We start from the raw sequence: 14,243 nt of genomic DNA on the forward strand, positions 1-14,243 counted from the left end.
AGTGGTCAGGCGGGCCGGTGAGGGGTCTCGGCTAGTCGGAGAATTCCGCCCAGACCGGGGCATGGTCGGAAGGTCGCTCCCAGGAGCGCGGTTCGCGATCGATGCCGGCGGCCTGCAGGCGCGCCTTCAGTGGCGCGCTGGCCAGGACCAGGTCGATGCGCAGACCGCGGTTGCGGCGGAACGACGCGGCGCGATAGTCGAACCAGGAGAACTCCGCCTCCGGCTGGTCGAAGGCGCGGAAGGTATCGACCAGGCCCAGACCGGTGAGGACCGCCAGGGCGTCGCGTTCGGGCGTTGAGCAGAGGATGCGTTCGTGCCAGGCCTCGGGGTCGTGGACATCGCGGTCGTCGGGGGCGATGTTGAAGTCGCCCAGAACCACCAGATTCGGATGCCGGGCAATCTCGTCGGCCAGCCAGTCGCGCATGCGTGCCAGCCAGTCGAGCTTGTAGGCGTATTTCTCGGTGCCGACGTTCTCGCCATTGACCACGTACAGGTTGACCACGCGGATGTCGCCGATGGTGGCGGCCAGGATACGGCGCTGGGCATCCTCGAGCCCGGGCGGATCGGTGACGACCTCGGTCGCCTCGGTGCGCGACAGGATCGCCACGCCGTTGTAGGTCTTCTGGCCCGAGTACACCACCTGGTAGCCGGCGTCCTGAATGGCGGCCACGGGGAAGTTCTCGTCGGTCAGCTTGGTTTCCTGCAGCGCCAGGATGTCGGTGCGCGAGCTCGAGAGCCACTCGAGAACCTGCGGCAGGCGCACCTTCAGCGAATTGACGTTCCAGCTGGCGATCTTCACGCGGCGTCCTCCAGGCCGCTGTGGCGCAACAGGGCATCGATCTGGGGATCACGACCCCGGAACGCCCGGAAGGAATCAGCGGCGGGCCGCGAGGCTCCCGCCTCGAGGATCTCGTGCAGGTAGGCGGCGCCGACTTCCGGGGAGAACAGGCCTTCTTCCTCGAAGCGGCCAAAGGCATCCGCGGACAGGACCTCGGCCCACTTGTAGCTGTAATAGCCAGCGGCATAGCCGCCGGCGAAGATGTGGCCAAAGCCGTGGGCGAAGCGGTTGAATTCTGGTGGATGCACCACCGCGATCTCTTCCCGAACCGCCTCCAGCAGGTGCTGGATGGCGGCCGCGTCGCCCGGGGGCGGACCGGCGTGCAGGCGCATATCGAACAGGGAAAACTCGACCTGGCGCAGCAGCTGCAGGGCGGCATGGAAGTGACGCGTGCCCAGGAGACGCTGGTAGAGGTCCTCGGGCATCGCCTCCCCGGTCTCGTGGTGACGGGCAAACAGGTCCAGGGCCTCGCGCTCCCAGCACCAGTTCTCCATGAACTGGCTGGGGAGTTCCACCGCATCCCACTCGACCCCGTTGATGCCGGCGATGTCCGGTTCGTCGACGCGGGTCAGCATGTGGTGGAGTCCATGCCCGAATTCGTGGAACAGGGTGATCACCTCGTCATGGGTGAACAGGGCGGCCTTGCCGTCCACCGGAGGGGTGGAGTTGCAGGTCATGTACGCGACCGGCAGTTGGGCGCGATCACCCGAGACAAAGCGGTTGCGGCAGACATCCATCCAGGCGCCCCCGCGCTTGTTCTTGCGGGCGTAGAGATCGAAGTAGAAGCCGGCGCGTTCCGCGCCTTTCGCGTCAAAAATACGGTAGAAGCGGACATCATCATGCCAGGTCTCGACGCTGTCGTCAGGCTCGAAGCGGACCTGGAACAGGCGCTGGACCAGGCCGAACAGGCCGTTCACGGCCTGGTCGGCGGGGAAATAGGGCTTCAGCATCTCCTGGCTCAGGCCCAGGCGCCGTTCGCGCATCTTCTCCGCGGCGAAGGCCATGTCCCAGGCCTCCAGCGTCTCCAGATGGAGCTCGTCCCGCGCAAAGCTCTGCAATTCAGCGAGGTCGCGTTCCGCCCGGGGGCGTGCGCGGTGGGCAAGATCCAGCAGGAACCCTTCGACCTGTTCGGCGCTGGTGGCCATCTTGGTCGCCAGCGAACGCTCGGCATAGTGGGCGAAGCCCGTCAGATCTGCCTTTTCCGCGCGCAGCTGCAGGATCTCGACCATGATCTCGGAGTTGTCATGGTTGCCGGCCCCCGGCCCGCGATCGGAGGCTCGCGTGGTGAAGGCCTCATAAACCCGGTAACGCAGCTCGCGATCCTCGGCATGGGTCATCACCGCGAGGTAACTCGGGATGTCGAGGGTGACGACGAAGCCCGACTGATCATGGTCGCGGGCGTTCTGGGCCAGCATGGCGCGATCCGACTCGGGGATGCCCGCCAGGGCCGCGGGATCATCGGTCTGCCAGGTCCACGCCTGGGTGGCATCGAGCACATTCTCCTCGAAACGAGCAGTGAGCTCGGACAACCGGGCGTTGATCGCGCGCAGCCGGTCGCGCTGGGGCTCGGGAAGGTCCACGCCGCTGAGATGAAAATCGCGCAGCATGTCGTCCAGGACCTTGCGCCGGGGGGCCGGGAGATCTCCATATTCGTCGCTGTCGGCCAGGGCACGGACGGCGCGGTACAGTCCCTGATGCTGCGAAACCCAGCTGCCATAGTCGGAAAGCAGGGGCAGGCTGGCGTTGTAGGCCTCGCGGATCGCGGGGCCGTTCATCACCGCGTTCAGGTGGCCGACCGGGGACCAGACGGCATCCAGACGGGCATCCAGTTCCTGCAGTGGTCGGATCAGCGAATCCCAGCTCGGCAGGTCCCCGGCCGCTTCCACGAGACGGTCGATCTCGGTTCGATTCTCGACCAGCACGGTTTCCACCGCCGGCAGCACGTGTTCGGGTTCAATGGAGCGGAAGGCGGGCAGCCGGTCGGTCTGCAGCAGGGGATTGGACACGGTCTCTCCAGGGGTCGGGTGAGCCAGGGTCGCGCGAACCGGTCAGAACATACGGGCGCGACTGCCTGCGGATTATGCCATTCGGACCGCATCCCCGGGAGGGTGTTCCCCCTGGCGATGCAAGCCGGTTCAGGCCGAGGTGTCCGGTGGGGGTCCGATGGGATCGAAGGTTTGATAGCCCGCGAGGCGCGCCAGCGGACCCAGGGCCCAGTGCCTGCGCAGGGCGGAAAAGTCGGCTACCGCGGCGTTGTATCGCGCGAGGGCGTCAGTGATGGCCTGATCCAGGGCCGCAACGCGTTCCGGTGTGCGCTCGGCAACCGCCGATGGAAACTCGTTTTCGTCTGATAATTTAGATAGATAGGTGTCCCACGTGGCGCGAATGCTGCGCTCGGTTCGGGCCAGCGCGGGGAGATCGCCGCGGCGTCGGGCAGCCTCCTGCGCACGCAGGGCGGTCTGGACGTCGACGAGCGGATCGGGGTCGGCCAATCCCATCATGTGCAGGAGGCCGTTGCGTTGCGTAAGCAGTGTGTCCAGGCGATTCCAGGCGGATACCACCCGGCGTTCGTGGATTGCCAGGTGGGTGTGCACCCGGAAGCCGACGAGGCTCAGGACCACCAGCGTGAGGATGACAGCCAGGACCTCCATGCGCAGGGGCTACATTCGGGGCGAGGCGGGGCCCGTCAGATATCGACGTTCTCCGCGCTCAGCGCCCGTGTCTCGATGAAGTCGCGTCGGGGTTCGACCTGGTCCCCCATCAGGGTGGTGAAGATCTCGTCGGCCCGGATCGCGTCCTCGACACGCACCTGCAAGAGGCGGCGGGATTCGGGATTCATGGTGGTTTCCCACAGCTGGTCCGGGTTCATTTCGCCCAGACCCTTGTAACGCTGGGTGGCCAGGCCGCGGCGGCCTTCGTGCAGGAGCCATTCCATGGCTTCCGAGAATCCCTCGATCAGGTGGACCCGCTCGCCGCGCTTCATGTAGGCGCCTTCGTCCAGCAACGCATTGAGTCGGGCGGAGAGGTCCAGCACAGCCTGGAAATCACGCGAGGCCAGCGTATCGTCGTTGATGTACTGGGACAGGGCCGCGCCGTGCTCGATCCGGTCCAGGCTCAGCTGGGCATGGCCGTCGCGGTCGGTCACGGCCCCCAGGCTGTAGCGCGTCGCGCCGGCCTTGTCGCTGGAGAGCCCCTCGAGGATGCGGCCGAACCAGGCCTGCACCTCCGGATTGGTGACGCTGCGCGGCTCCGGGATGGCGTCGGCCTCGAGCATCGCCCAGAGGATGCGCGGGTCGTACATGCGGCCCAAGCGCTCGACCGCGCGGGCGGCCTTCTGGTAGCCCTTCACCAGATCCTCGAAGGCCTCGCCGGTAATGGGCGGGGCATCCGGGCTGGGATAAAGCGCGGCACCATCCAGGGCCAGAGAGATCACGATCTCGCCCATCTCGGCCTCGTCGCGCACGTATTGTTCGCGCTTGCCCCGCTTGATCTTGTACAGCGGTGGCTGAGCGATATAGACATGGCCACGTTCGATCAGCTCCGGCATCTGGCGGAAGAAGAACGTGAGCAGAAGGGTTCGGATATGGGAGCCGTCCACGTCGGCATCCGTCATGATGATGATGCGGTGGTAGCGCAGCTTGTCCGGGTCGTACTCTTCCTTGCCGATACCGCAGCCCAGGGCGGTAATCAGGGTCCCGACCTCGGCCGAGCCGAGCATGCGGTCAAAGCGCGCCCGTTCGACATTCAGGATCTTGCCCTTCAGCGGCAGAATGGCCTGGAAATGACGGTCCCGCCCCTGCTTGGCCGATCCGCCCGCGGAGTCCCCCTCCACCAGGTAGAGCTCGGACTGGGCCGGATCCTTCTCCTGGCAGTCGGCCAGCTTGCCGGGGAGCCCGGCGATATCCAGGGCCCCCTTGCGGCGGGTCACCTCGCGGGCCTTGCGGGCGGCCTCGCGAGCACGCGCGGCGTCCAGGACCTTCTCCGTAATCGCCTTGGCCTCCTGCGGATTCTCCAGCAGGAAGTTGTTGAGGGCGTCCGACAGCACACTCTCCACAATCGGCTTGACCTCCGAGGAGACCAGCTTGTCCTTGGTCTGGGAGGAGAACTTCGGATCGGGCACCTTCACCGACAGTACGGCCGTCAGGCCCTCGCGCATGTCGTCGCCCGCCGTGGCCACCTTGGCCTTCTTGATGAGGCCTTCGGTCTCCAGGTACTGGTTGATGGTGCGCGTCAGCGCCGCGCGGAAGCCCGCCATGTGGGAGCCACCATCGCGCTGCGGGATGTTGTTGGTGTAGCAGAAGATATTCTCCTGGTAGGAGTCATTCCACTGCAGCGCCACCTCGACCGCATAGTCATCCCGCATCTGGTCGGCATAGACCACGGTGGGATGCAACGCGGTCTTCTTCTGGTTGAGATGCTCGACGAAGGCCCGAATCCCGCCCTCGAAGACGAACGTCTCCTCGCGGTTGTCGCGATGATCGCGCAAGGTGATGCGGACCCCCGAGTTCAGGAACGACAGTTCGCGCAGACGCTTGGCCAGCACCTCGTAGTGAAAGTTGATGTCGGTAAAGATCTCGGGGCTGGGCCGGAACCATACGCGGGTGCCGTGGCGGTCGGTCGTGCCGGCCTCGGCCAGCGGCGCCGCGGGGACCCCGAGGTGGTAGGTCTGTTCGTGGCGCTTGCCGTCGCGATGGATCTCGAGGCGCAGCTCTTCCGAAAGGGCGTTCACGACCGAGACACCCACACCGTGAAGCCCGCCGGAGACCTTGTACGAGTTGTTGTCGAACTTCCCGCCGGCGTGCAGGACAGTGAGGATAACCTCGGCCGCCGACTTGCCTTCTTCTTCGTGGATATCCACCGGGATACCGCGACCGTTGTCGCTGACGGAGACCGCGTTGTCCTCGTGGATCGTGACCTCGATGCTGTCGCAGTAACCGGCCAGGGCCTCGTCGATGGAGTTATCGACGACCTCGAAGACCATGTGGTGCAGGCCCGTCCCGTCATCGGTATCGCCGATGTACATCCCGGGTCGCTTGCGCACGGCGTCGAGACCCTTGAGGACACGGATCTGGGAAGAATCGTAGGCGGCGGGATCTTGGGATTCGATATCGGACATGCAGGTGGTCATCCGGCGAGTTGCAGACACGCCAGTATAGCGCAAAGACGGGGGCGACCGGTGGGGGGGGGGCGTCGAGAGGCCGCGGGAGCGTCGGGGCGTCCATGGGCCCGCGACAGCGAAGAGGATCAGGCGAGGGTGCTCGGTGTGACGCGGCCATGTTTCACGTGGAACAATTCGCCCGCGTCCGCTCCAACCAGCCCCGGCACCGCATCCTCCACGGCCGTCACCAGGATCTGCCAACCCGACACCCTCAGTCCGGCCATCAACCCCTCCACCGCCTCCCGGTCCAGTTCCGAGACGACATCGTCCAGCAGCACCACGGGTGCCCGACCGCACTCGCGTTCCAGCATTCGGGCCTGCCCCCCAACCAGCGCTGTCACAACCCGCTTTTGCTCCCCCCTGGAGGCCTCGGCTGCCGCCCGCCCCGCTAGCCGGAGGTCGATGTCCGCCCGTTGTGGCCCGACCTGCGCGAACCCGCGCTCCTCATCGCTGCCTCGGCTACGCTCCAGGGCCTCCCCAAGACTGCGGTCCCGATCCCACCCCATGCGAACCCGCAAGCCCAGGTCGCCCAGCCGGTCGCCAAATCCGAATCGTTCCGCTGCCTCTGCGGTGCCCCCTTCCCAAGCCTCGACGTATCGCGCCCGCGCCTCGCTGATGGCCACCCCGAATTCCACCCACGGGCGTTCAAACTCCCGGGCGGCGGCCCGGTCACCGGTGCGCAGGGCCGCATTGCGCTGATCGTGGGCGCGTTTCCAGCGTTGCCAGTTCTCACGGTATCCCGGGATTGAATGAAAACAGCCCCAGTCCAGCAGACGACGCCGCTCCTCCGGACCCCCGGTCAGCAATTCGAACGAACCGGCATGCAGGGTGCGCACCGGCAGCCATTCGGCCACCGTCGCATGGCCCTCCATCCAGCGACCATCCAGGCGGGATCGCCGCGTCCCATCCCAGACGACGCCCAGGCGATGCGCACCGCCACGCCCGTCCCGGACCTCTCCGCCAACCCAAAGCGACTCGCCGCCCGTACGCAATACCCGCCGTAATTGCTGCGTCCGGAACGAACGCCCCGCCGCGAGCATGTGGACGGCCTCAAGCACCGAAGTCTTTCCCGCGCCATTCGGGCCAATCAGGCGATTGATCCCCGGCCCCAGTGCCAGCGTCTGCTCCTCGAGATTCCGCACCCCCTGCCACCAGAGCGACTCCAGCACACAACCTCCAGCCTACGGAAACACAAATTCATCGACACGCTCGCGCTCGAGTCGCTTTTGCGTGCGTTTAATGCGCTGCGACGGCCGTGCAGTCATTCTGCTACAGGTGAGCCGCAACGCCGTGCGCGCGCCCGTTGTCATTAAAAACGAGCGGCCGAGCCCCTTCGTTGATTCGGTTGCGAGGTTGGCGCCCCCTGTTCCCCGATCCTGCGTTGCGCCCCGAATCCATCAGAAACGGGCGGGTAGAACTAGCCGATGCACGACGCGTCCGGTCTCGGAAAACCCGGGATACCAACGCGAGCGTATACATGGATCGGTGTTTCCCTAGAGCCGCATCGGCATGACGACGTAGCGTGCCCCGCCTGGCGGTTCCGCCTGGATCAGGATGGACGAGTTGCCGTCGCGCAGGCCGATCCGCACCTGGTCGGTCTCCAGCACATTCAGCACATCCGCGAGGTAGCCCAGGTTAAACCCAATCTCCATCGGGCCCCCGTCGTATTCCGCCTCCACCGACTCCTGGGCCTCTTCACGATCGGCGTTATGGGTCATGACCTGACACCCGCTCTCGCCCAGCACCATCCGCACACCCCGATACTTGTCGCTTGCCACAATCGCGACGCGCCCAAGTGCCTGCTTCAGGATCTCGCGGTCCACCCGCAGGGTCGCCGGCAGATCCGCCGGGATCACCCGTTCGTAGTCCGGGAACCGTCCTTCGATCACCTTGCTGCGCAACACCGCGCTGCCGAGCTCGAACACCACCTGGTCTTCCCCGAAGCCGATGCGCACCGACGCGTCGTCATCGGCCAGGTTGCGCCGCAGCTCGGCGACGGCCTTGCGCGGCACGATGCGTTCGATCCGCTCCTCGACCGGCTGTTCCAGCTCCACCTCGGCGAGCGCCAGGCGATGACCATCCGTGGCTACCGCCCGCAGACTGTTGCCACTGGCGACCAGGAGAAGCCCTTGCAGGTAGTACCGCACGTCCTGCTGAGCCATGGAGAACATCGTGGCCTCGAGCAATCGCCGTAGCCGATTCTGCGGCACATCCAGCACGACCTCGGACCCACGCGCCTCCCAGTCGGGAAAATCTGCCCCCGGGAGCGTGGCCAGACTGAAGCGCGAGCCCCCGAAACCGACCGTCATGCGTTCGCCCTCGACCTTCGCGCGAATCTCGCTGTCGGCCGGTGCGGCCTTGACCACGTCGAGCAGCTTGCGAACCGAGACCGTAACATCGCATTCCCCGGGAATTGAGCCCTCGGCGCCGGCCTGCCAAGCGAGTTCGAGATCGGTGGTGTCCATCCGGATCGCGCCATGGTCATCCGGGCGCAGGCGCACGTTCCCGAGAATGGGCATCGTCAATCGTTTCTCGGCCGCGCCCACAATCCGTTGCAGCGCTTCGGTCATCGTCTCGCGATTGAAAGACAGTTCCATGGCGATGTCCTGTATCTAGTCTGTTTAGATATTCATCTAGTGATAATAAGAGGCCGCCTTCCCTGTGAAGAAAACCCTATATCTTCTTTTTTATCAGAAACTTAATTCTGTCCCTTGGGGTTATGCTACCTCTGTGAAGCCTGTTGCCAACCTGTGGACAGTTTGCCCCCTCGATTTTTCCCCGCATCCATACCGGTGTTGCACCCAGCTTATCCACAGGTTTCGGCCCACCGGAATGCCCCGCGTTCAACTGCTCAATGTCCGCAACAGGTTGGAGTAGTCCTCGTCCAGGCTCGCATCCGCCTCGCGCAATTCCGCAACCTTCCGGCAGGCATGGATCACGGTGGTGTGGTCACGCCCGCCGAAGGCCTGGCCGATCTCCGGGAGGCTGTGCTGCGTCAGTTCCTTGGCCAGTGCCATCGCGATCTGACGCGGCCGGGCGATGGATCGGCTGCGTCGGGTGGAGAGCAGATCCGCGACCTTCACGCGATAGTAATCCGCCACGGTCTTCTGGATATTCTCCAGCGTAATCAACTTGTTCTGGACAGCCAGCAGATCGCGCAGCGCATCCTTCGCGAAATCCAGCGTGATCGGCTTGCCAGTGAAATGGGCGTTGGCGATCACCCGACGCAGGGAGCCTTCCAGTTCGCGGATGTTGGACCGGATGCGCTTGCCCATGAAGAAGGCCACCTCGGTGGGAAGCTCGATCCCGGCCTGTTCGGCCTTGCGCTGCAGGATCGCGACGCGCGTCTCCAGTTCGGGCGGTTCGATCGCAATCGTCAGGCCCCAGCCAAAGCGCGATTTCAGGCGCTCCTCGAGCCCCTCGACCTCCTTCGGATACCGATCCGACGTCAGGATGATCTGCTGCTGGCCTTCCAGAAGGGCGTTGAAGGTGTGGAAGAACTCTTCCTGCGAACGCTCCTTGCCGGCGAAGAACTGGATGTCATCGATCAGCAGTGCGTCCGCGGAGCGGTAGTGCTGCTTGAACTCGTCGATCGCGTTGTGCTGCAGCGCCTTGATCATGTCCGCCACAAAACGTTCGGAGTGCAGGTAGATGATCCGCCCCTCCGGATGCCGCGCCAGGATGCTGTGCCCGATCGCGTGCATCAGATGGGTCTTGCCGAGCCCCACCCCGCCATAGATGAACAGCGGGTTGTAGGCCACCCCGGGATTCTCTGCGACCTGCAGACTCGCGGCCCGCGCCAGTTGATTGGACTTCCCCTCGACAAAGGTGTCGAACGTGAACGCGGGGTTCAGGTTGCTGACCGGGCCCTGGGGACGGGGTGGCGGGCTCGCCTTTTCCGCCGCGGCGCGCTCGCGCTGGGACTCGTGGGGATCGGGGACCGGGGCCGTCGGCAGCTCCGCACCGCCGATGCCAAGCCGCACACGCCGACCCGAATGGTCGTTCGCGGGCTGCAGCTCGCCCACTGTTTCCTCGATCGACGCCAGGAGGTGGTCGCGCACGTGCTCGAATACGAACTGGTTCGGCGCCAGCAGGCGCAGCGAGCCCTCCGATTCTTCGGCATGCAGTGGCCTTAGCCAGGTGTTGAGTTGTTGCTCGCTGACCTTCCCCTGCAGGCGGTCCAGACAGGCTGTCCACAGGGCATTGGCTGACACGCGTTTGTCTCCGGGGCGGCGGGGAATGGAAGTCCCCGAGTCTACGCCGATGGGCCCCCGCGGTGCCAGCGGCTTGCCGACCCCGAGATTGACTTTGTCCCCGGATGGCGATAGTTTTCACCGCCCTTTAACCAAGCGTCACCGGGAACCGACATGAAGCGCACTTTCCAACCCAGCCGGCTCGTCCGCGCCCGCACGCACGGCTTCCGGGCCCGTATGGCCACCCGTGGTGGTCGCAAGGTCCTGAACGCCCGTCGCGCCAAGGGCCGCAAGCGCCTCTGCCCGTAAACCGGGCGGCGCGCCGGCTCCCGTGACCGCGGCGCCAGCCATCCAGACCTTTCCGCGCCGCGTCCGTTTGCTGACGGGCGCGGATTACCAGCGTGTATTCGAGGATGCCCGGCGTCAGCGCGGTCGCGACTTGACCTTGCTCTATCGCCGTTCGGAGACCGGCGAGGCGCGTCTGGGCCTGGCTATCGGCAAGCGGCATGTGCGCCATGCCACGGACCGCAACCGGATCAAGCGCATCGTGCGCGAGGCGTTCCGCGTGCGCCGCGCCCAGCTGCCGCCGCTCGACATGATCGTGCTGGCGCGGGGTGGCGCGGCGAGCGCCGAGCGACGCGCATTGCGCGCCGAAATCGACAGCCTGCTGGAACGTCTGCAATGAGCCTGCCCCGCAAGATTGCCCTGCTGCCCGTGCGGGCCTACCAGTACGGGATCTCGCCGTTCATGGCCCCGCATTGCCGTCACTATCCGACCTGCTCGGCGTATACCGTCGAGGCGGTCGAGACCCACGGGGTCCTGCGGGGCTTCTGGCTGGGTCTGCGGCGCATCCTGCGCTGCCACCCCTGGTCCCCGGGCGGTTATGATCCGGTTCCGGCACCGCGTTCCGATTCTCCCAGCACCCGACCCTCAAAGTAGTCGCGCTCATGGATAACCTTCGTCCCCTCCTGTGGCTAACCCTGGCCTTTGTCCTGTTCCTGATGTGGCAGGCCTGGAATCAGGATTACGGCACTCCCTCCCAGCCGGATCGTACCGCCGAGCAGGCCGAGGAGGATCCGGACGCGCGGCCGGAGGATGTGCCGGACGCGCCGCAGTTCGAGTCGGAGGACCAGCCGCGCGCGGACGATGCGCCGAAGGTCAGTACGCTGCAGGAGCCGGACCGCCGCCAGATCACGGTGCGCACCGACACCCACGAGATCCTGATCGATACCCGTGGCGGTACGCTCCTGCGGGCGGACCTGCTGCAGTATCCGCGGGACCTGCAGGACGATCCGCTGGTCCCTGTGCGCCTGTTCGACCATCGGGTCCGGGGCTATGTTGCCCAGAGCGGCCTGACCCATGATCGGGTCAACGACCGTTCCATGGAGGGTCGCGCCCCGTCGCATCACGCCAATTTCAAGGTCGACCAGGACCGCTTCGAACTGGCCGAGGGTCAGGACACCCTCGAGGTCCCGCTGCGCTGGACCTCCGAGGATGGCGAGATCGAGGTCATCAAGACCTATACCTTCACCCGCGGCTCGCATCTGATCGAGGTGGACTATGAGGTCCACAACCGCTCGGATTCCACCTGGAGCGGTCGCCAGTACCGTCAGCTGCGTCACGGCCCCACGCCCGACCGCGAGTCCTGGTGGCTTTACACCTTCACCGGTGCCGCCTATTTCGATGGGAGCTACGAGCGCGAACGCTTCGAGTCGCTGCGCGACGACCCCATCCAGGCGCGCATCCAGGGTGGCTGGGTCGCGATGATCCAGCACTACTTTGTGTCCGCCTGGGTCCCGGGCGAGGACGAGGTCAATGCGCTCTATGCCCGCGCGGTGCCGGGCGAGGTGGGTGACGAGTACCTGATCGGCCTCCACTCCGAATCGATCCAGATCCCGGCCGGCTCCAGCGGCGCGTTTTCCACCCGCCTGTGGGTGGGGCCGAAGCTGCAGGACGAGCTCTCCCAGATCGCACAGGGTCTGGAGCTGACCGTCGACTACGGCATCTTCACCTTCCTGTCCAAGCCCCTGTTCTGGCTGCTGGACAAGATCCATGCGGTGGTCGGCAACTGGGGCTGGGCGATCGTCATCCTGACGATCCTGATCAAGCTGGCGTTCTTCAAGCTCTCCGCGACCAGCTACCGCTCGATGGCGCGCATGCGCAAGGTCGCGCCCAAGCTGCAGGCCCTGAAGGAGCGCTACAAGGACGACAAGCAGCGCATGAACCAGGCGCTGATGGACCTGTACAAGAAGGAGAAGATCAACCCGCTGGGTGGCTGTCTCCCGATCCTGGTCCAGATCCCGGTATTCATCGCCCTGTACTGGGTGCTGCTTGAGAGTGTGGAACTGCGTCAGGCCCCGTGGTGGCTGTGGATCCAGGATCTGTCCTCGCGCGATCCGTACTTCATCCTGCCGATCCTGATGGGCGTGTCCATGTTCGTGCAGTACAAGCTGAACCCGCCGCCGATGGATCCGGTGCAGCAGAAGATCTTCATGGCGCTGCCGTTCGTGTTCACGATCTTCTTCGCCTTCTTCCCGGCGGGCCTGGTGCTGTACTGGTTCACCAACAACCTGTTCTCCATCGCCCAGCAGTGGTACATCACGCGCAAGATCGAGGCTGGACAGGACCCGGAAAAGAAGAAGGAGTAGGCGCCGCGTGACCGTGACGGACACTATCGTCGCGGTCGCCACCCCGCCGGGGGTCGGCGGAATAGGCGTCGTGCGCCTGTCGGGCGCCGAGGCGCTGGAGATCGCACGGCGCCTGACCGGGCGCGACAGCCTGCGACCGCGCCATGCCCACTACGGCCGCCTCATCAATCCGGCCAGTGGCGAGGCCATCGACGATGGCCTGATCCTCTATTTCCCCGCCCCCCATTCCTTCACCGGCGAGGACGTGGTCGAGCTGCAGGGGCACGGCAGCCCGGTGCTGCTGGAGGCGCTGGTCGCGGCGTCGGTCGATCTCGGGGCCCGCCGCGCGCGGCCGGGCGAATTCACCGAACAGGCCTTTCTGAACGGCCGCCTCGACCTCGCGCAGGCGGAGGCCGTCGCCGACCTGATTCATGCCCAGACGGCCGAGGCCGCGCGCCTGGCCCGCTCCAGCCTCGATGGTGCGCTGGCCGCGGAGCTGGAGCCGGTCTCCCGCGCGATCCGCGACATGCGCGTGGTCATCGAGGCCGAGATCGACTTCGGCGAGACCGATCTTGAATCCGAGGCGGCCCCGGACATCGCCCGGCGGGCGGAGGAACTGCACGCCACCATCGTCGCGTTGCTGGAGCGCCTGCGCCCGGCCCGGTACTTCGCCCAGGGCCTGCGTCTGGCCCTGGTGGGGGCCCCGAATGTCGGCAAGTCCAGCCTGATGAACCGCCTGGCCGAGAGTGAGGTGGCGATCGTCACCGATCGCCCCGGGACTACGCGCGATGTGCTGCGCTCGCCGATCGCCATCCACGGCATCCCGGTCGAGTTGATCGACACCGCCGGACTGCATGCCAGCGACGACCCGGTGGAGCGGATCGGCATGGAGCGCGCCCGCGAGGCCGCGACCGGGGCCGATCTGATCGTGGAGCTGCGGGACCTGACCCGGCCGGAGGCCGTCCCCGATCTGGAGGCCGCGCCCGAGATCCCGCGTCTTACGGTCTGGAACAAGCAGGACTGCGTTGCAAAGGATTCCCTTCCAGGCGAGGGGATCGCCATCTCCGCGCGCACGGGTGCGGGCATCGAAGCACTGAAGCAGGCGATCGTCGAGCGCCTGGGTGCCGGCGAGGGCGGGCAGCAGCGATTCAGCGTGCGCGCGCGCCATCTCGATGGTCTGCGTTCGGCCGCCCACCACCTGGCCGCGATCGACGCGCAGGCCCCGCCGGATGTGATTGCCGAAGAGCTGCGCCTGGCCGAGGCCGCGCTGGATGCCCTGCTGGGTCGCCAGGACCACGAGGCCCTGCTCGGCGAGATCTTCGCCGGGTTCTGCATCGGCAAGTGATGGCGCAGGGAAACATGGATCCCCATGCGGCCGCTTCGACGCCGCCGCCACTCCTGCTAAACTGCTGATTTTACGTTTTCGG

12 protein-coding genes are annotated in these 14,243 nt (G+C 65.9%); 5 read left to right on the forward strand and 7 right to left on the reverse strand.

Annotation, left to right across the window (positions count from 1 at the left end):
* Nucleotides 1-31 precede the first annotated feature (31 nt).
* The 7 genes from xth to dnaA all read right to left on the reverse strand — a co-directional run bounded on the left by xth (nt 32) and on the right by dnaA (nt 10,210).
* Nucleotides 32-799, reverse strand: a complete 768-nt coding sequence (gene xth, locus C996_RS0111580; protein WP_018867602.1) for an exodeoxyribonuclease III — start codon at nt 797-799, stop codon at nt 32-34.
* A complete protein-coding gene (locus C996_RS0111585) occupies nt 796-2,844 on the reverse strand; it encodes a M3 family metallopeptidase (RefSeq protein WP_018867603.1) in 2,049 nt (682 codons plus the stop codon). Before C996_RS0111585 ends, xth begins: the two co-directional genes overlap by 4 nt.
* Nucleotides 2,845-2,973: 129 nt before the next feature.
* Nucleotides 2,974-3,489, reverse strand: coding sequence for a hypothetical protein (locus tag C996_RS0111590; RefSeq protein WP_018867604.1), 516 nt, complete (start codon nt 3,487-3,489; stop codon nt 2,974-2,976).
* A 35-nt stretch (nt 3,490-3,524) separates the two neighbouring features.
* Nucleotides 3,525-5,954, reverse strand: coding sequence for a DNA topoisomerase (ATP-hydrolyzing) subunit B (gyrB, locus tag C996_RS0111595; protein ID WP_018867605.1), 2,430 nt, complete (start codon nt 5,952-5,954; stop codon nt 3,525-3,527).
* A gap of 128 nt (nt 5,955-6,082) precedes the next feature.
* Nucleotides 6,083-7,165 carry a DNA replication/repair protein RecF gene (locus C996_RS0111600; protein WP_018867606.1) on the reverse strand — a complete coding sequence of 361 codons (1,083 nt, stop codon included), beginning with the start codon at nt 7,163-7,165 and terminating at the stop codon, nt 6,083-6,085.
* 324 nt (nt 7,166-7,489) lie between these two features.
* Nucleotides 7,490-8,593 (reverse strand): DNA polymerase III subunit beta, encoded by a 1,104-nt coding sequence (gene dnaN, locus C996_RS0111605; RefSeq protein WP_018867607.1) that lies wholly within the window; start codon nt 8,591-8,593, stop codon nt 7,490-7,492.
* A gap of 246 nt (nt 8,594-8,839) precedes the next feature.
* A complete protein-coding gene (gene dnaA / locus C996_RS0111610) occupies nt 8,840-10,210 on the reverse strand; it encodes a chromosomal replication initiator protein DnaA (RefSeq protein WP_018867608.1) in 1,371 nt (456 codons plus the stop codon).
* Nucleotides 10,211-10,363: 153 nt separating this feature from the next.
* Between dnaA and rpmH the strand changes: the two genes are divergently transcribed.
* Genes rpmH through mnmE form a run of 5 tightly spaced genes read left to right on the forward strand, consistent with a single transcriptional unit; the run spans nt 10,364 to nt 14,161 of the window.
* On the forward strand, nt 10,364-10,498 hold the full coding sequence (rpmH, locus tag C996_RS0111615) for a 50S ribosomal protein L34 (RefSeq protein ID WP_018141118.1): 135 nt from the start codon (nt 10,364-10,366) through the stop codon (nt 10,496-10,498).
* A 22-nt stretch (nt 10,499-10,520) separates the two neighbouring features.
* A complete protein-coding gene (gene rnpA, locus C996_RS0111620) occupies nt 10,521-10,874 on the forward strand; it encodes a ribonuclease P protein component (protein ID WP_018867609.1) in 354 nt (117 codons plus the stop codon).
* Nucleotides 10,871-11,128: a membrane protein insertion efficiency factor YidD gene (gene yidD / locus C996_RS0111625; RefSeq protein ID WP_017943060.1), complete on the forward strand. Its 258-nt coding sequence runs from the start codon at nt 10,871-10,873 to the stop codon at nt 11,126-11,128. The genes rnpA and yidD overlap by 4 nt, the downstream gene beginning before the upstream one ends.
* An 8-nt stretch (nt 11,129-11,136) precedes the next feature.
* A complete protein-coding gene (yidC, locus tag C996_RS0111630; protein ID WP_018867610.1) occupies nt 11,137-12,837 on the forward strand; it encodes a membrane protein insertase YidC in 1,701 nt (566 codons plus the stop codon).
* 7 nt (nt 12,838-12,844) lie between these two features.
* Complete coding sequence (gene mnmE / locus C996_RS0111635; protein ID WP_018867611.1) at nt 12,845-14,161, forward strand: tRNA uridine-5-carboxymethylaminomethyl(34) synthesis GTPase MnmE; 1,317 nt, start codon at nt 12,845-12,847, stop codon at nt 14,159-14,161.
* The last annotated feature ends 82 nt before the right edge of the window (nt 14,162-14,243 follow it).

Origin of the sequence: Thioalkalivibrio sp. ALE25 (assembly GCF_000377285.1) — a bacterium.
Classification (GTDB): Bacteria; Pseudomonadota; Gammaproteobacteria; order Ectothiorhodospirales; family Ectothiorhodospiraceae; genus Thioalkalivibrio.